The 17,316-nt window shown below is 46.0% G+C and carries 14 protein-coding genes; 8 read left to right on the top strand and 6 right to left on the bottom strand.

The annotated features are described in order from the left end of the window. Positions 1 to 188: CHC2 zinc finger domain-containing protein (locus LU351_RS19545; RefSeq protein ID WP_232595780.1), on the bottom strand; the 188-nt coding region annotated here is incomplete at its 3' end. 102 nt (positions 189 to 290) lie between these two features. On the opposite strand from LU351_RS19545, the gene LU351_RS19540 reads away from it, so the two are divergent. Next, a complete protein-coding gene (locus LU351_RS19540; RefSeq protein ID WP_232595779.1) occupies positions 291 to 656 on the top strand; it encodes a helix-turn-helix domain-containing protein in 366 nt (121 codons plus the stop codon). Positions 657 to 743: 87 nt separating this feature from the next. On the opposite strand, the gene LU351_RS19535 is transcribed toward LU351_RS19540, so the two are convergent. The 4 genes from LU351_RS19535 to LU351_RS19520 are packed head-to-tail and all read right to left on the bottom strand — an operon-like array spanning position 744 to position 8,685. Beyond that, positions 744 to 1,034, bottom strand: a complete 291-nt coding sequence (locus LU351_RS19535) for a hypothetical protein (RefSeq protein ID WP_232595778.1) — start codon at positions 1,032 to 1,034, stop codon at positions 744 to 746. A gap of 2 nt (positions 1,035 to 1,036) precedes the next feature. Beyond that, positions 1,037 to 3,682, bottom strand: a complete 2,646-nt coding sequence (locus tag LU351_RS19530) for an RHS repeat domain-containing protein (protein ID WP_232595777.1) — start codon at positions 3,680 to 3,682, stop codon at positions 1,037 to 1,039. Positions 3,683 to 3,697: 15 nt separating this feature from the next. After that, positions 3,698 to 5,620: a hypothetical protein gene (locus LU351_RS19525; protein ID WP_232595776.1), complete on the bottom strand. Its 1,923-nt coding sequence runs from the start codon at positions 5,618 to 5,620 to the stop codon at positions 3,698 to 3,700. An 11-nt stretch (positions 5,621 to 5,631) separates the two neighbouring features. Beyond that, positions 5,632 to 8,685 carry a fibronectin type III domain-containing protein gene (locus LU351_RS19520; RefSeq protein ID WP_232595775.1) on the bottom strand — a complete coding sequence of 1,018 codons (3,054 nt, stop codon included), beginning with the start codon at positions 8,683 to 8,685 and terminating at the stop codon, positions 5,632 to 5,634. Positions 8,686 to 9,042: 357 nt separating this feature from the next. Between LU351_RS19520 and LU351_RS19515 the strand changes: the two genes are divergently transcribed. Next, positions 9,043 to 9,339: a hypothetical protein gene (locus LU351_RS19515; protein WP_232595774.1), complete on the top strand. Its 297-nt coding sequence runs from the start codon at positions 9,043 to 9,045 to the stop codon at positions 9,337 to 9,339. On the opposite strand, the gene LU351_RS19510 is transcribed toward LU351_RS19515, so the two are convergent. Then, positions 9,315 to 10,094 carry a methyltransferase domain-containing protein gene (locus LU351_RS19510; protein ID WP_232595773.1) on the bottom strand — a complete coding sequence of 260 codons (780 nt, stop codon included), beginning with the start codon at positions 10,092 to 10,094 and terminating at the stop codon, positions 9,315 to 9,317. The genes LU351_RS19515 and LU351_RS19510 overlap by 25 nt on opposite strands. Positions 10,095 to 10,277: 183 nt before the next feature. Here LU351_RS19510 and LU351_RS19505 point away from each other — a divergent pair, with 183 nt between their 5' ends. From LU351_RS19505 to LU351_RS19480, 6 genes are all read left to right on the top strand, one after another. Further along, positions 10,278 to 10,619 (top strand): GIY-YIG nuclease family protein, encoded by a 342-nt coding sequence (locus LU351_RS19505; protein WP_232595772.1) that lies wholly within the window; start codon positions 10,278 to 10,280, stop codon positions 10,617 to 10,619. A 22-nt stretch (positions 10,620 to 10,641) separates the two neighbouring features. Continuing rightward, a complete protein-coding gene (locus tag LU351_RS19500) occupies positions 10,642 to 11,274 on the top strand; it encodes a tRNA-uridine aminocarboxypropyltransferase (protein ID WP_232595771.1) in 633 nt (210 codons plus the stop codon). A gap of 303 nt (positions 11,275 to 11,577) precedes the next feature. Next, complete coding sequence (locus tag LU351_RS19495; RefSeq protein ID WP_232595770.1) at positions 11,578 to 14,496, top strand: insulinase family protein; 2,919 nt, start codon at positions 11,578 to 11,580, stop codon at positions 14,494 to 14,496. A 1,018-nt stretch (positions 14,497 to 15,514) separates the two neighbouring features. Further along, positions 15,515 to 16,069 (top strand): hypothetical protein, encoded by a 555-nt coding sequence (locus tag LU351_RS19490; RefSeq protein WP_232595769.1) that lies wholly within the window; start codon positions 15,515 to 15,517, stop codon positions 16,067 to 16,069. Positions 16,070 to 16,132: 63 nt separating this feature from the next. Further along, complete coding sequence (locus LU351_RS19485) at positions 16,133 to 16,531, top strand: hypothetical protein (RefSeq protein ID WP_232595768.1); 399 nt, start codon at positions 16,133 to 16,135, stop codon at positions 16,529 to 16,531. 137 nt (positions 16,532 to 16,668) lie between these two features. Continuing rightward, positions 16,669 to 17,175, top strand: coding sequence for a T6SS immunity protein Tdi1 domain-containing protein (locus LU351_RS19480; RefSeq protein ID WP_232595767.1), 507 nt, complete (start codon positions 16,669 to 16,671; stop codon positions 17,173 to 17,175). The last annotated feature ends 141 nt before the right edge of the window (positions 17,176 to 17,316 follow it).

Here is a 17,316-nt window from a genome sequence, read left to right as displayed (position 1 = left end):
CCAAAGCAATGGAACAGGTTGGTTTTAGGGCTGATCACACAAGAGGCGGTGTTTTCCTCATGGAAAGGGCAGCTCACCACGTAGTCTTTGCCTTGTTGGGTGAGTTTATACCCTTGGCTTTCCACCAGGCGCAGCAACGACACTTCCGTCTTAATCCGGTTGATTATCTCGTCGGCTAAACGCGCCATAAGCTGCCCTCCCCTAAAACCCGTCAAGTATCTTGAACTGTTAATTTTGACACACTATACTGTCCCAACGAAAACAGTTCAAGATACCTAGGAGGTACACTTATGGAAACCACCATGATTTGGCCGCTTCCTATGGAATTTGTAAAACGCTTAATTGAACTACGTAAACAGCGCGGATTAACACAACAAGCTCTCGCCGATGCAATTGAGCTACATGTAAACCAGATTAAACGGTACGAAGCAGGTACAGCTCAGCCTACCTTAGATACCTTGGTGCGACTGGCTAAAGAGCTTCATACAACACTGGATGATTTGGTATTTGGAGAAGATCACCGCAGCCCCGATGATGACTTTAGGCTGCAATTTGAGGCATTAAGCCAGTTTGATGAGAATGAGCGGATGGTAGCTAAAGAGTTATTGGAAAGCTTGATTTTAAAACACAACGCCAAGCGAGCGTTTGAAGGGTAAAAATAAAAAAACGGCTAAGGGGGAGGCCTTGCCGCTTTTTGGGGTTGGGTGATATGTTTTCCGATTAATTATAATCTTGCTTAGTAGTTAAAGATCCACCTCGATAAAATCCACACCTGTTTTTAAACCAAATACTTTAGCTGCGATATATCGACCAAGCTTTATTGCTAATGAAATCAGTACAGCATAAAAAAGAATAAAACCAAAGATATAGCCAAAGATAAGACTTAAACCAACTTCACTTGCTGGTGAATCAAAAGAATTCCCCAAAAGCAATCTAAAAATGACCTCTATTTTGATATACAAAAGAGTAGTTATAAAAGTAATTACACTCAGGTCAGTTTTTAGAGTCCGAGATTTTGGTAATCGAAGCTTCATAGTTAATCGTCTAATTCTTTATTTATTTCATTCGTTACATTTGCACCAATGGTACCACCTGTAGCTTCGGCTGCTGCATCAACAGAACTTTGAGATGCGTTTACGGTTGAGGGGGCCTTATAGCCCATGGGTTTGAAAGGCTTTCCAGTTAAACTTCTAATTGTGGCTCCCGTTCCGTCAGATCCAGCATCACTTAAAGCTTTACTCATTGTGTTAGCAATAGGTGCAGCCGCCTTTAACCCGACTGTGGCACCAACTCCATTTCCAACTCCTGCCGCAATAACTGCACCAGGGTTACTTATTGTGGGTTCTCCAGCAGAAGCGGATTGACTGGCAATCTCACCTGTACTTCCGGCAACGAAGCCAGCGCCAGCTACTGTTGCGGTAGTTCTTACTGCCCCTAGTTGTGCAGCTACCGCAGCACCAGCTCCAACGGCAGTTGCAGCTCCAACAGCTCCACCAACTAGAGCTGATTTACCCATACCCGACGCAATTTGCCCTGCAGACATATTGCTGAAATCAGTTGTTGCCGCATAAGCTGCAGTATTAATTACAGCACCGACGACGCCAGCGACCAAAACCGTCCATTCCCCTGTTGGATCGGTTGCACTCATCGGATTGTTCCCAACATAAGCATAAAGATTCATCTGATCTTCATACCCAATCGGGTCTACTTGCAGAAACCTACCAAGGCTCGGGTAGTATATTCTTGCTTTGTAATACTGCAAGTCCAGCCCCGGTAGATTCAACTGCCCGGTGTAGCCAAAACGTCCTTCATTTAAGCCACTGGGCACACCAAATTCGTTGTAGGTATTGATGGCGTTGATCACGCCTTGCCGATCCACTTCGGCGATGATGGAGCCTTGGTGATTGGCGTGTAGATAAATGGGGTGCGTGATGCTGCTGCCTTCGTAACGCACCAAAGGCTGATCAACACCGTTACCAAACACATAACGATTCGTGAGTTCGCCCCCAACATATTCGCCCACTAACGAGTCACCACTGTAGATAAATGTGGTGGTTTTTCCCTCGGCGGTCACTTGGTACAAACGCCCCATCGGGTCGTATTGTAGCGTGGCGTTTTGGCTACCGGTGACGCGGGTTAAGCGGTTTTCTGCATCGTAGTGGTAGGTGTTGTCGCCGTCGCTGATGAGGTTGCCGTTTAAATCGTACGCAAAGGCTTTTCCATTTACTGCGATGTATTGATTTAATTCATTAACGTCGTACGCGCCTTCAACACTGCCCGCTTCTTTATGATAAAAATCCAGATTGGTTATACGATCATTGATTAACTGGCTGGCGGGGTTGTAGCCGTAGTGGTATCGAACATCGTTGTCGTTGCCCGAAAAATTAAATATCGTCGACTGCAATCTGGAAATGTCGTCGTAAAAATAGGTGTTATTACTGCCCCCGGCATGACGACTGAACAGCCGACCAAAATCATCAAACCGATACCGTATTAAACGGGCACCTTGACGCGAAATTTCCGCCAGCCGATCAGCAGAATCGTAACGGTAATCAAACTGCATACCATCAGGATGAATAACAGCGGTACGATTGCCGTGGCGATCAAACTGATGTTGCGTGGCCAATTGTGCATCTAACGTATAGGTTTCTTGAGTGATTTCACCAAAACCAGAATACGCATTCAGAATGCCTTTACCGTTCGTTTCTGAGCCAAACCGGGCGGCCAGTTGCAAACCTCGGTGGTCGTATTGGTAATACACATCCGGTGTGGCAGGGTCATGCGGGTGTTTGTGCCACAGACGATTGTGTCGGTCATATTCATAATCGATCAATTGCCCATCGCGTTTACGCAACTGGGTACGGTTGTTGTTTTTATCGTACTGGTATTGCTCGAAAGAACCGTCGGGAAAGGTGACCACATTCAAACGGGATTTGTTGTCATACCCATAGTGTGTGGTATTGCCGTTGGCATCGGTAACCGTTTTTTTCATGCCTCGGAAAGGGCCACTAGGGCCATAGTCGGACTGACCTGTGACTTCATAATAAGTATAAGTGGCATACGCCTGAGATAATGGCGTACCCCACGCTCGATGCTCAACGGCAATATTGTCGTTGATCTCATTTTCATAATCGTATTTTTTAATGCGGTCTGGGCCGAAGGCCCCCGTCACCCCCACACTGCACGCACTCGCGGGCAAACTGTTATACGCATTGGGGTTCATGCGCACCGCTTCACACGCCACCCGACCTATATCGTCGTAACTGGTTTGGGTAAGCTGATGACGAACGCCGCGCCCATCGGCATTGGCCCTGGTGGCAATCCGCCCTTGATTATCGTAGGTGTATAACGTTTGAGTGAGCACGGTGAAACCCACCCAGTTTTCTGGTTTCAAATGGGCATTGGCGTCTGCGCTCAAATGCCCCTGCTCTACCCGCATTAATAAACCTGTGGTGGGGTGATAAGTATTACGCACCGCCGTGGCAGGCAAGGGGCCATCGCCATCCGGGTCGGGCGCGAGGGTGCCTAACACTCGCCCTAAGATATCGTATTGCGTAATGGTTTTATGAGCTCCGGCGTGTTGCGCAAATACCATATTGGTGCCCAATACATTCACGCCGAACATCACCACGGCCCACAGCCTGGTCGCCCATCTACAGTGGCGGTTTTTTGTCTTCATCATATTCATTGTTTTTCCTTACGGGCAACTGCCGGCGGTACCTTTCGGGAGGGTTTCACTAATGCGGTGGCCATATTGGTTGTATTCGTAACACGTCAGACGCGTGTTGCCGTCTGCCGTTACCGCAAGGCCTTTTAAATGGAGGTTATTGGCCACCCCTTCTGGGCCATAATCGTAGGTGGTAATAATTTCGTCGTTGGCCAAGGCGCACCCATTGCCGCTGGCTGCACCGACTTTACACGTACTTTCTTTAACCAATAACCAAACCGGACGATCGTCTTTTTTCAGGCTGCCATTGACGTCTAAATACCAGGCGTGTTTTTGCTCGTAAAAATATCGCGTTTGTGGACGAATACCAGATCGGTTGGCCGGGCCAGTCACGACCGCAATTTGCCCAGACTCAGGGTGATATTGAAAATCGGTGGTGTTGCCTTTACCGTCAATGTATTGGGTGGGTTGATTGCAAATTTTATAATTGTCACAAGTGCTTGGGTAAACCGCGATTAAATCAATATTTTCTGCGGCATTTTCATCAGCGCCATGAGTGCGTTTAATTAAGCGCTTGTGTTCATCGTATTCGTATCGGAAATGGCCTTCTGGTGATAAAACTTCGCTGATGGAATTGCTCCAGTCTTCTTCAAACCTATAATTGGTATAACTGGCATTATCGGTCGCCGTGACCAAGCTACCCATGCCGGTGAAGAAAATAAAATCACGGCTACGATAGCCACTAGAATAGCGACGGTAATAATTATTTGCATAAGTAAAGGCAGGTCTATCGTAGGCTGTATAACCCTTAGTATATGTTTCTGTAGAAACACTGCTTATAACAGCGGGCTGAGAAACATAATCATGCCCAGTAGCAGTTGAACTACCTGAAGCGCGTGAGGCAACTACATTAACGTAGCTATACCTTGTGATCTTACCACTGGGCTCTTTTCTCTCATTAAGCCGCCACACATAATACCTTCCAAGAGGGTATAAAGAATTAGTGGCTCCCTCATTAACATCGTAAGGAATGTGGTGATACTCTGTGGCCAAACCCATGGAATCGGTGGCCGTAAAGGTAAACTCATCCGGTTGATTTCTAGCAATAAAATCAATGGCATTTCTAGGTGACCACGTATAGGTAATGCTGGGCCACCCCTCTAAATCACAAGAAACAGTGTAATTATGAGAACAAGCACTGACGGTATTATTAATGGCATAGACCGAGGAATCATAATCCGGCAAATCAACGTATTTTAATTGTAAGCCGGTATTGGTGGTGATAGACGAAACACTGGTTCCTGTCCGCCCTTCTCGGTGAAGGGTAATGGTATAGCCATTGGGGTAAATTAACTCTTCTAATCGTGCAACCAATTGATCTTGATACGGACTTCCTCTATTTGCAACGGCTTGCGCTGCAACCTCTTCATTAGCATAACCGTATTCCGATAATTGCGTATCTTGCACTCGAAAATAACGAGCAATGGTACCATTTGGGTAAGTCACAATGATTCGGTTCCCCTCTTCTACTACCTTACCCTGGGTACTACCTTGACTACTTTTCATTCCTACTAACTGGTTATTATCATCCAGCATAAATTGGGCTGTGCCCGCCGGTGAACGAACAATCATATACTTTGCATATCTGTACTCTAAATGCCCTGTGTATTTCATAGCAAAATAAATACTAGCGCTGGCGTAGTTATCCACTGTGTTATACAAAGTGCTCCCATAGCTGGATAACTGATGTGCCAACGTAAATTGACCGGAACCAATAGACACCCCTGGGATTTGTACATTTAATTGTTTACTTAATAAATCAACATTATTTTCGTCTACGAGCTGATATTCTGGTTTTGGAATACCGTCTTGGGTTTGGCTGTAAGTTTGATTGCCAAATAAGGTCAAGAAACTAAACAACACTGAATAATATTTTTGTCTGTTCAAAATCATTGTATTTTCCCCTACTCGTGATCCGTAACGGTGGTGCGGTTACCGGCCGGATCATAGTGATATTCTGATTTTTTCGTCTCGTTCACATCCACTTGAATTAAACGGCCCAAGGCATCGTAGGTGTATTGCTTACTGGCTTGTGTGGCCACTAACACCAAACCGGACGTTTGAACGGGAGAACAAGAGGTAAACGTGCTGACGGTATTGCACGCTCTGACTTGATATTGATACGTGCCCGGCTCTACCGTGATGGGTCGAGAAGTAGAAGCGCCGGTATAAATCGAAACCCAATCATTGTTGTTTAACTTTTGAAACAACTCGTAGTGATCCACCGTGCCCGACGCAGTTTGCCAACTGACAGTAAATTGGCCGTCCGCCGCCACGGCTGGGGCAGTAATTCGATTAGGTGTACCCGGTGTTCTGGCAATAATGACAGAACCAGACTGACGATAGTCACTGCATGTCGTAAAACTACCGTGAGCATTACAGGCACGCACTCTAAATTGATAGGTGCCATCGGTTAAAGCATTCACCGGTTGCGAACGGTTCGCCCCACGGTAAACCTGCGACCAACTGCCACTCTCTTTCTTTTGTTCCAACTCATAGCGCACCACATTACCCGAGGATTCGCCCCAACCGATTGTGAATGCGCCTGAACGGTTGGTGGCCGGCACACCAGTGATACCACCCGGCATTCCTGGCTTAATGGCGACCAATGACGTTCTTACATCAGAAAAATCGGAGCACGTGGTTTGCTCAACATCATTATCGTAAATGCGAAACGTATAATTGTTACAAGCGCGTGATCGAAACGCATAACTGCCGTCGGTTAAATTATTGAGCGTATAAGAAAGAGCCACCCCAGAAGAATAACGCTGCCATTGTGCGCCATTGCTTTGCCATTCCAATTCGTAGTGGTCAACAGACCCTGCCACTGTCGGCCAATTTACGGTAACCGTACCCGTATCGCTGGTTGCCGATGCAGTCACGACAGGTTGACTGGGTGTGGCTGCAACCATAACGAAAGGCCAACTTTTTTCCTGTGAGCAGGCGGTAATATTGCCGTATTGGTTACAGGCTTTCACCCGAAATGTATAATTACCATCAGCCAGCCCACTGAGGGTGTAAGCGGTCTCTGGCCCGTTATACACTTCCGTGTTGCCGTACGATAGAACGTAAGAATTGGCTCCTGCTGAGGCCGACCAACTCAAGTTAAACGTATGTGAATGACTGATATTCGGAGAGCCACCACCCACACCACTCAAACCTTCCGGCGCAGCAGGAGACACCACCACCGTCGTAGTGCTTGACTGGCGATAACCACTGCACACTGTAGAGCTACCGTAAACATTACAAGCTCTAACTCTAAATTCATACGTGCCGTCTGTTAACCCATTGATTTGTTGCGAACGATTAGGCCCTCTGTAAACCGAAGACCAATTACCGTTATTTTTCTTTTGATCAAGCTCATAACGAGCAACATTCCCTGAAGACGCTCCCCATTGAAGGGTCGACGCGCCTGAATGGTTAGTCGCCACAATACCCGTTATATTGCCCGGCACCCCCGGTCTACTCACCGCTAAAGTCGTACGTGTATTAGAAAAAGCAGAGCATCTATTTTGCTCAACCGTGTTGTCGTAAATAGAGAAGCTATAGCGGTTACAAGCACGCACTCGAAATGCATAGGTGCCATCGGCTAAATTATTGAATGTCTGAGAGCGAGCCGTTCCTGAAGAATAAGGCTGCCAAGCGGCGCCATTGTGTTGCCACTCCAATTCGTAATGATCGACTGGGCCTGTTGCTGCCGACCAACTTACCGTAGCAGTGCCATTATCTGTGTTTGCCGTTGCATTGAGGGTAGACGTGCCCGGTGTTTTGGCAACGATGACAAAAGGCCAACTTTTTTCCTGTGAGCAAGCCGTCACATTATTGTATTCACTACACGCTTTCACCCGAAACGTATAATTGCCATCGGCCAGGCCACTGATGGTGTGGTTAGTGTTTGGGCCACGATAGACTTGAGTATTGCCATACGATAAAGCGTAAGAATTGGCTCCTGCGGACGCCGACCAGCTCAAATTGAATGTATTGGAGTGGCTTATATTTGGAGAGCCATTATCCACTCCACTCACATTGGCGGGTGCCGCTGGGGGAATCACCACGGTCATGCGGTTTGTGGTTTGATAAGCACTGCAAGAGGTATGACCACTGCGTACGTTACACGCCCTAACGCGAAAATCATACGTACCGCTGGATAGCCCGCTGATGCGGTGAGAACGACCCGTGCTATTGTAAATGCGCCCCCAATTGCCATTGTTCTTTCTCTGATAAAGCTCGTAGCGGGAAACCGTTCCGGAAGACGCCCCCCAATTTACTGTAATGGCACTGCCCCGGTGGGTTGCCGGCACACCACCTAAACTGGTGGGTTTACCCGGAGCCCTCACCACAATAACGGTAATTTCGTTCGACCTGGCACTACAGCCGCCCTCGCCACAGGCTCGCATTTGATGGGTATAGGTGCCGTCTGGCATGGTATAGGATTTAGACAATGCAGCCCCTGCACTGACCCATCTTCGATTAGGAATAGAAGACGACGGAGGTGGATAATCTAAGGTTTCATAACGTGTGGCACCGGTCACCGCATTCCAACTGAGTTGAAAGGTGCCGGTTGAACTGACGGTAGTATTTACGGAAAGCTGTGGGGTGGCTGGCGCTGGAATTCGATTCACCGTAACGTTAATACGATTACTTTCTCTACAACCGCCGAAATAACACTCACGGGCATAATATTCATAATTGCCATTGGGTTTGCCTCTAAACCAATGAATATTTGTCCCAAGGTTCGAGCCCGAAAGCACTTCATTACCATTTTCATAGAGAAGGAAGGCTGCTGAAGAATTATCTAAACTCCAGGTAATGTAGTAGTCGCCTGTTGTCGCCCCTCCCACTTCTTGATCACTGCCATAAGAAAGGCGTGCAGCATGAACCGACAAGCTGGTACAAAGCAGTAAAGGTAAAAAACAGGCATACAAATAAAATCGTATTGGTATCGAAAACAACATCATAAAGAGAGAGACCCTTAAAGTAACACTAAGCGGTTTTTGCAAAACGGTTTGCTTTTTTGAACATAAAAACAGCAAAGGCCAACAACACGTCTTTTCATTTCTCTAGAAAAATGAATAAAACAAATTTGACCCGACAGTCAAAGCGAAAATTGTGGGAGAAGATAATTTATAAGCTGAGAATAATTACGTTTCTTTTGAGAGACTGACTTTGAAATTTTCCATAATGTTCTACCAATAATTCCTAACTACGGTGAGGCATGGGTTAAATGCAAAAAAACCTATGTTCGGATGATTCCCCAGAGCTTAATGTGAAAACTGAGTGTAAAGAACCAATGTAAAAAATGATTAATTCCATCTGTGACTAATACAATCTATTGTACAATAAATAATTACTTTTCAACACTCTTTCTTAATAATCTTTTTACGGCCTTTCTCTTCATTTTTGGTAGCGGGCGTTATATTCACAATAACGACATTAACAATAACGACATTAACAATAACGACATTAACAATAACGACATTAACAATAACGACATTAACAATAACGACGTCGAAAAAATGATCAAAAAACAACCCAACCCTCAAATAAAAAGCGCGAAAAGTGAACAGCGGGTGACGTTCAGCATGGGTTATTTCTTTAACAACAAGTGCTGATAACGCCCCAAATCGCGATACGGTAATTCTTGAGAAAAGTGCAATTCCATTGCCATTAATTCATCGGGTGAGCGCGCTCTGTCTGCTTCGTCGAAGATATAATCATAGAAGACGCGTATTCCGCTGTGACAAAAAAGGGAAAAGCCAGAATGCTCTGCCCAAGCGATCACTTCTTCTGGGGTTCTTGGGTAGGTGGGCGTGAGGCTTCGGCGAAAACCGGAATAGTGCTTGGATTGGATTTTTTTAAAATTGGTTCGTAATAAATTTTTGTAAATTAAACCATGACGATTGTAAAACGTCAGCGATAAAACGCCCCCCGGTACTAATTGTCGGTAGAGTTCATTTAATGCCGCTTGCGGGTCTTCTATCCACTCTAACACGGCGTGGCAAATCGCCAAATCAAATTGCTGTTCTGGTCGTTGTGACAACGCTTGAATGGGGCCGTGTAAAAATTCAACGGTATTTTCAATGCCTGCTGTTTCGGCATCCGCCATGGCCAGTTTTAACATTTCTACCGACACATCACATAAGAGCAATTGATGCCCACGTTGCGCCATGGGCAATGAAAATAATCCTCGGCCCGCTCCGGCATCCAAAATAGAAAGTGTGTTTTTATTGGGCGATTCAAACGGCGCGGGAAAATGCTGTAAAAAATCGCGCTCTAATACGTTCAGCCGAATTTGACCTTTTAAACTCTCGTAAACATTACGCTGAAACCGATGGGCCAAATCGTCAAAATTTCGATCACCTGCCATAACAACCTTTCTATTTTCTGTGTTAGTTCTTTTTGTATCAGTTCTTTCTGTATTGGTTTTTCTGTGTTGATTTTTTTGAACGCGTCAAAAATCAGAGGGGTTTTACCTTATCGCCAGGCATAGTGCAAAAAGGTATAGTGCAAAATAAACCCATAAAAGACCAAGATTGGAAACATAAGCTAAATGCCCGCTGTATCGAACGCCACTTCACTCACTGATTGGATCACACTTCCACCCCCGCAGGATTGGTGCGTTTATATTATTGAAACCACGACAGGGCATTTTTATACCGGCATTACGAACAACCTACCTCGTCGAGCCCATCAGCATCGCACCGGTCGTGGCGCCAAATATTTTCGTCTGCACCCCCCCAAAGCCGTGGTTTGGACAGAAACCGAACACACCCGATCATCTGCTAGCCAGCGAGAATACGCTATTAAACAATTGAGCCGCCAACAAAAGCGACGATTAATTTCCGATACTCAAACTCACCCCATCACCATCCCTGCCACACCAGAAGGTTAATGGAAAGGTCAAAGAGAAACTCATGAGCCGCCCCATATGCACACGTTGTTATCGCCCTCAGCGAACTTGTATTTGCTCTCTTGTGGTCGAACACCCCTGTGATGTGGAGGTGATTATCTGGCAACACCCTTCCGAACAGCATCACCCCAAAGGCACCGCGCAATTATTGCATTTATGCCTTCCTAATAGCCGATTGATCGTGACCGAAATTGCCGACTGCGATGACCTAAAACTGTCTGACAAAGCCCTACTGTTGTACCCAAATACCCACAACGACGACGTTAATATCAACACAGTTAATGACGTTAATATCAACACAGTTAATAAAGACGACAAAAAACACAACCCGGTTTCTGCTGACCCTCACTCATCTGAACCACCCAGGCAACTATTGGTCTTAGATGGCACCTGGCGAAAAAGCCGTAAATTAATGCACCTAAACCCCTGGCTACACACTTTGCCTCGGCTCGCCTTAACCACACCCACCGGGGAATATAAGATTCGCAAAGCGCATTTTGATCAGCAGCTCTCCACGTTTGAAGCAGTCGCTCATGCCCTTACCTCTCTGACGAGCGATGCTTTTGATGAGCGATTACTGCCGATTTTTCGAGCGTTTATTCAAGCGCAAGACGCCTTTCGCCCTCCACACCGTTAATTTTGCACAGAGCGGCAACTTAAGTAAGAACACCGAGTAAAAACAACAAATAAGAACAACAAGCAAGAACAACAAGTAAGGCACGCGATGCCCCCAAAATGAGGCAAGTCATCTATCCTTAGCGCATTACACGTAAACAACTCAGCCTTTCTGAAAGAAGCGCGGCTTGAAATGTACCGCGAGAACCCATACTGAACACAGTTAGCATGATCGATGTAATATCATCGATTAATAAAGCCGCTTTGTTAGCCGCAGAGCGCCACAAATTCAATACCCGACTCACACACCCTAAACGAGGTATTCATGTCGCCTACCGCGCACCCCGCTTTCGAACTTATCCGCACTCATTCCATTGACGCTTTAAACGTAAACGTTGAAGAGTACGTGCATAAAAAAACCGGCGCTCAACATATTCATTTGTCCGCAGACAATAATGAAAACGTCTTTCTGGTGGCGCTGCGCACCGTGCCCATGGACTCTACCGGTGTGGCACACATCCTTGAGCATACGGCGTTATGCGGCAGTGAAAAGTACCCGGTGCGCGACCCCTTTTTCATGATGATTCGCCGCTCCCTGAATACCTTTATGAATGCGTTCACCAGTTCCGATTGGACGGCCTACCCTTTCGCCAGCCAAAACCGCAAAGACTTTAACAATTTATTGGACGTGTATTTAGACGCCGTCTTTTTCTCACGATTAGACCCACTGGATTTTGCTCAAGAAGGCCATCGTGTGGAGTTTGAAAAAGCCGACGACCCCACCTCGCCACTGGTGTACAAAGGCGTGGTGTTCAATGAAATGAAAGGGGCCATGAGTTCGGTGCCATCACAACTGTGGCAAACCATGTGCAAATACTTGTTCCCTACCAGCACTTACCACTACAACAGTGGCGGCGAACCGGAGTGCATTCCCGACCTCACTTACAATGAGCTAGTGCACTTTTATAAAAATCATTATCACCCCAGCAATGCCATTTTCATGACCTATGGTGATATTTCCGCCGCCGAGCACCAAGCCAAATTTGAAGCCCAAGCGCTGAGCAAATTCGAGCGGTTGGATTACGCCATTGCCGTCACCAACGAGAAACGCTACCACGCCCCTCTTCGGGTACAGGAAGCCTATCCCTTGGATGACAATGAGTCACTGGAAGGCAAAACCCACCTGGTGATGGGTTGGCTTTTGGGAAAAAGCACCGATTTAGAATCCGCTTTGAAAGCACAATTACTCAATGCTGTGTTGTTGGATAACAGTGCATCACCATTGCAACAAGCCTTAGAAACCACCGAGCTCGGCAGCTCACCTTCGCCCATGTGTGGGCTAGATGACTCCCAAAAAGAGCTGTCTTTCCTCTGTGGTATCGAGGGCAGTGAAGCTCAGCACGCCGATGCCTTTGAAGCGTTAGTGTTGGGCGTATTAGAAGACATTGCCACCAACGGCGTGCCTGAAGCCCATGTGGAGGCCTGTTTGCATCAACTGGAGCTTATGCAGCGTGAAGTGGGTGGGGATACCTATCCGTATGGCTTGCAGCTCATTTTAAATGGCCTAACCGCCGCCACGCATCGTGGCGATCCCATTGGTTTATTGGATATAGAACCGGCACTGGCCACCTTGCGCGAAAACATCAAAGACCCAGAATTTATCAAATCATTGGCTCGTGAATTACTGCTTGATAACCCACACCGTGTCTTACTGACCATGGTGCCCGATACGAAAATCAACGCACGCAAAATTGCCGCTGAAGAGCAGCGATTGGCTGAGATCAAAGCCGGGCTGTCTGATGAGCAAGCCCAAGGCATTGTGGAATTGGCCAAAGCCTTACAGGAACGCCAACAGCAGGTCGACGACGAAAGTATTTTACCGAAGGTCGGAGTGGAAGATGTGCCAGCAGAATTGCATTACCTTGATGGCGAACGACACACGCTTGGCGAGGTGCCTTTAACCACTTACGCCGCCGGCACCAATGGCTTGGTGTATCAACAAATCGTGGTCGATTTACCGGCACTCGACGATGACCTAAAAGCCCTACTGCCTTTTTATGCCGTGTGCTTAACCGAACTTGGGGTCAAAGAGAAAAGTTATCTTGAAACGCAGCAATGGCAATCGCAAGTTGCAGGGTCGCTACACGCATTTACTACCATTCGTGGCACCATCGACGATACGCAAACCATCAGCGGAAAATTAACTTTATCGGGTAAAGCGCTGGCGCGTAACCAACAAGCACTGAGCGAATTAATGCAAGCCACATTAGAGCACGTTCGCTTCGATGAACATGCCCGTATACGAGAGCTACTTGCGCAAATTCGATCCCGTAAAGAAATGAGCGTAACCGGCTCAGGCCATACCCTTGCGATGACGGCGGCTTGTGCCGGCATGGGCCCAGGCGCAAAAATCAGCCATGAGCTGTCTGGCCTGGCGGGTATTCAAAGCGTTAAAGCACTGGATGGCTCACTCACTGACGAGAACGCCCTTTCACGATTGGCAGAACAACTGCGCGCTATCCATCAATTGGTCGTCGCCGCACCTCGCCAATACTTGGTGGTGGGCGAACAGGAATACCTCACCCAATACCAAAAAAGCTTAGCGGATTGCTGGGCCACCACAGCGTTGAAGGCTGGCAGTGGGTTTTCTCACCCTTCTGTGAACACCACAATTCGCCAAGCCTGGACCACCAATACCCAGGTAAACTTCTGCGCAAAAGCCTATCCAACGGTGCCCATTGACCACCCTGATGCGGCACCTTTAACGGTACTCGGCGGCTTTTTACGCAATGGCATTTTACACCGGTGTATTCGAGAGCAAGGCGGTGCCTACGGCGGTGGAGCCAGCCAAGACAGCAATATTGCCGCGTTCCGCTTCTACTCCTACCGAGATCCACGTTTAGAAGACACCCTGAAGGACTTTGATGCCTCTCTCGAATGGCTCCAGCAGCACGATCATACGGCGCAAAGCCTGGAAGAAGCGATACTCGGCGTGGTAGGCGCACTGGATAAACCCAGCTCACCGGCGGGAGAATGCAAACAGATTTTCCAATCGGAATTATTTGGGCGCAACAAAGCGCAACGTCAACGCTTCCGCGAAAGAGTGCTGAACACCACATTGGAAGATTTAAAGCGCGTTGCGGCAACGTATCTCACCCAAGACAAAGCCAATATCGCCATTATCACCAGTTCAGAGACAGCAAAATCCATTGGTCATCTTGAGCTGGAAACCGTTGCGTTATAAAGCTTCGAGTATCCCTGCTCTTAATAAGTAAGCCTTACGTAAGCCCTACCCTCTGTAGGGCTTATTTTTTAACGATATCACCCCTCCCCCGCCCTCTATAGAGAGCTTCGAATTACCCTACGGGCGTTCTCCACACAAGGGCTTATAACTGTATTCCTTTTGATCACATCAATCCATCACCTTTAAGCTTTCTGTTATTTTATACAGTATTATATTAAGTAGAAAAAACGGCTGATGCAGTGTTATTTAGTTATTTTACGAGCCTATTTGCAAAAAACTCTTAATTTTCAGAGTGTTGCAGAGAAAAGTATTATTTAAGAAATAGGAGATTAAACATCGGAAGGTTGTTTTTTGATCTAAAGATTGAAAAATGAACAAATTATGATCATTTTTAGATACCCTATCTAGATTGTAAAAAGTTATAATAAAATCAGTGGTTTATGTTGATTTTTGGTCCTTTTGATATTTGGATAATAAGCGGCGCTTGCGGTATTATTCCCTGAAACCAGAAATAATACGGCACGTGCAGTATCATTTGAGATAATGCGGCAGGTGCCGTTTACTAAGCGTTATGCAGCGTGTTGATGAGGGTGGCTTTGATAATTACGTGCCACTAGCCAGCTTCTTAGCTCGCAGTAAATGAGTAAATTTTAGCCTTTGTTGTGGTTAAAATTGCAGTGTTTTTAGTCTTGGTGCGTCAATTCGCCGTCGTACTTGGCAGCACAAAATTGGTTGATAAGTTGTAGTTTTCTAAACTACTGAATGTGTTTAAAAACATCGTGAAAGTATGTGCTAAAGAAGAACATTGGCGTATTGGTAAACCGGGTTTTTGTGGTGGGTGTAAGTTATTTTGGTGGAACTGTTCTCTTAATAATTTTTACTCACCTGCATAACAAACGGTTCTAATTCGTTCCGGCCATTAATGGCCTCCACCGGACGCAGCTGACGCTGCGCCGTTAAACCGGGCGTTAGCGGTCGCCAAACAACTTAAACTCAGAGTATGTAAGGGAGATTCTGAATGACAATACCCATTGAAATATTTGAAGCTTTCGCTTTTCTTCTTGGAGTTGCAGTAACAGCTGCGGCGAGCTTTTATGTCAAAGACTATGTCCAACAAAAGCGAGAATTTTCGAAGCTTAAGAACAAGTTGAATTCAATTGCAGGAAAAAATTCAACTATATTATACGAAGTTGGGCATCTACCTCCTCCCTTAGGCGGGTTACAGATTTTTAAAATAGACGATGTGAGCGAATTCGGAATAACAATAACAAGTAAATTGCAAACAGTATTCGTACCAGCGAAAAAATTGCTCGAAACTGATGTAATCCTTCCTGTCCCAGAATACGAAACCAAGAAGCAAGAACTTTTAGTGGCTCAAATGAAGCAACAGATGGCAGCTATGGTGCCGGTAATGATGGAAGAACTGTTTCCGCCGATGCTTGATGCAATGAAGAAAGAAATGTTTCAGATAATGGCTCAGGGAGAAGGAGAGTTCAGCGCAGTAATTGGCATCCAGCTTCAAAGTTTTCTGGAAGACAATGGCTATAGACTTACTAAAGATGGCGACCGCTAACAAAGCGCTTCATCGGACGCGTAAAAAATGCGCGCCGCTGAGCTTTGTCGTTAGGCTCTCAGTATGAACGAGTTTGAAATATTTTTGATTGGCGGCGATGAAGACGAAAAAGCAGTCGCCACAACCGAATCAGTTGATGGTGAATGCAAACTCACTTTTAACTATCGAAATAAGGAGTTGTCAGCCCAAAAACTTGATTTTTTCGCTGCATTTTGTGTTATTCGAGAACAATTAGAAGCAGATGGCCTTATTCCTTTTTGTTACGGATCTAGCCTCAATGTGTATCCTTCCGCCATGTGTCGGGATATGGGTTCTGGAATGATTGCGTATAAAACTGAAATGGGTCAACGAGTTAGTAGAGACCATTTGGTTAATATCTTTGAGCAAGGTCATGATGTAATTCCATCTTCCGTATCTAAGCAAAAAGAACATTTTAAGCAATGGCTACAGTCAATAGAGTAAGCCTAACAAGGCCATCAAAAATCGCGCTTTCAGCGCTGGACTCGCAACAAGTTGCTCGCCTTTTATGGCGGCGTTAGCTCCTAAAAGGGAATCTAGAAGTAATGAGAAAAATTATATTAATCATAGGGATATTGCTTATGTCATTAGGTAAAAGCGCGTCAGCTGGTATGACGATGAATGATTTAACAACTTACTTCCAGCACTTAGATAAAGCTGAGATTGTCGCGGATTGGGAGTGGTTAATTGGTAAAGGCAAACTACCAGTTTTAATTACCGCTAGTGGCGATGCTTTCCTACAAGACTCAAATGATGGCAGTATTTATTTCCTAGATGTCACCGCAGGTGAATTTTCTCTAGTAACCAAGTCACCCGAAGAATTTCAGTTGTTGTTAAGCAACAAAGAATTTGTTTCAAATCACTTCTTCGTTCAAATGATCGGTGAAATGAAAAGGGTTGGTGTTAACTTAGAAAAAGGTCAAGTTTATAGCTTCAAAGTCCCACCTGCCTTGGGAGGCAAATACGAAATGGACAATGTTGAAGTAACCAGTATATATGTCCATTTTTCGGTAAACGGGCAAATTCATAAACAAATCAAAGATGTTCCGCCAGGTACAAAAATTGACCAAGTTACGTTAGAGCAGTAACCCAAAAAAGAGCTAATCGGGTAAGGGCTGGTATCTAGCCAGCCCTCCCCACACCACCCTGCATGCGGGTCCGCACAGGGCGGTTCATTTAACTACCCGTTAGGGTAATGAACTTTAATCCAACCCTCTTTTAACGATACA

The sequence above is a fragment of the Marinibactrum halimedae genome (genome assembly GCF_021234875.1).
Classification (GTDB): domain Bacteria; phylum Pseudomonadota; class Gammaproteobacteria; order Pseudomonadales; family Cellvibrionaceae; genus Marinibactrum; species Marinibactrum halimedae.
This window is presented reverse-complemented; position numbering and strand designations above follow the sequence as displayed.

Coding starts and splice junctions, on each gene's coding strand:
- LU351_RS19540 (WP_232595779.1), top strand. CDS start 291: ATGGAAACCACCATGATTTGGCCGCTTCCTATGGAATTTGTAAAACGC.
- LU351_RS19535 (WP_232595778.1), bottom strand. CDS start 1,034: ATGAAGCTTCGATTACCAAAATCTCGGACTCTAAAAACTGACCTGAGT.
- LU351_RS19530 (WP_232595777.1), bottom strand. CDS start 3,682: ATGATGAAGACAAAAAACCGCCACTGTAGATGGGCGACCAGGCTGTGG.
- LU351_RS19525 (WP_232595776.1), bottom strand. CDS start 5,620: ATGATTTTGAACAGACAAAAATATTATTCAGTGTTGTTTAGTTTCTTG.
- LU351_RS19520 (WP_232595775.1), bottom strand. CDS start 8,685: ATGATGTTGTTTTCGATACCAATACGATTTTATTTGTATGCCTGTTTT.
- LU351_RS19510 (WP_232595773.1), bottom strand. CDS start 10,094: ATGGCAGGTGATCGAAATTTTGACGATTTGGCCCATCGGTTTCAGCGT.
- LU351_RS19505 (WP_232595772.1), top strand. CDS start 10,278: ATGCCCGCTGTATCGAACGCCACTTCACTCACTGATTGGATCACACTT.
- LU351_RS19500 (WP_232595771.1), top strand. CDS start 10,642: ATGAGCCGCCCCATATGCACACGTTGTTATCGCCCTCAGCGAACTTGT.
- LU351_RS19495 (WP_232595770.1), top strand. CDS start 11,578: ATGTCGCCTACCGCGCACCCCGCTTTCGAACTTATCCGCACTCATTCC.
- LU351_RS19490 (WP_232595769.1), top strand. CDS start 15,515: ATGACAATACCCATTGAAATATTTGAAGCTTTCGCTTTTCTTCTTGGA.
- LU351_RS19485 (WP_232595768.1), top strand. CDS start 16,133: ATGAACGAGTTTGAAATATTTTTGATTGGCGGCGATGAAGACGAAAAA.
- LU351_RS19480 (WP_232595767.1), top strand. CDS start 16,669: ATGTCATTAGGTAAAAGCGCGTCAGCTGGTATGACGATGAATGATTTA.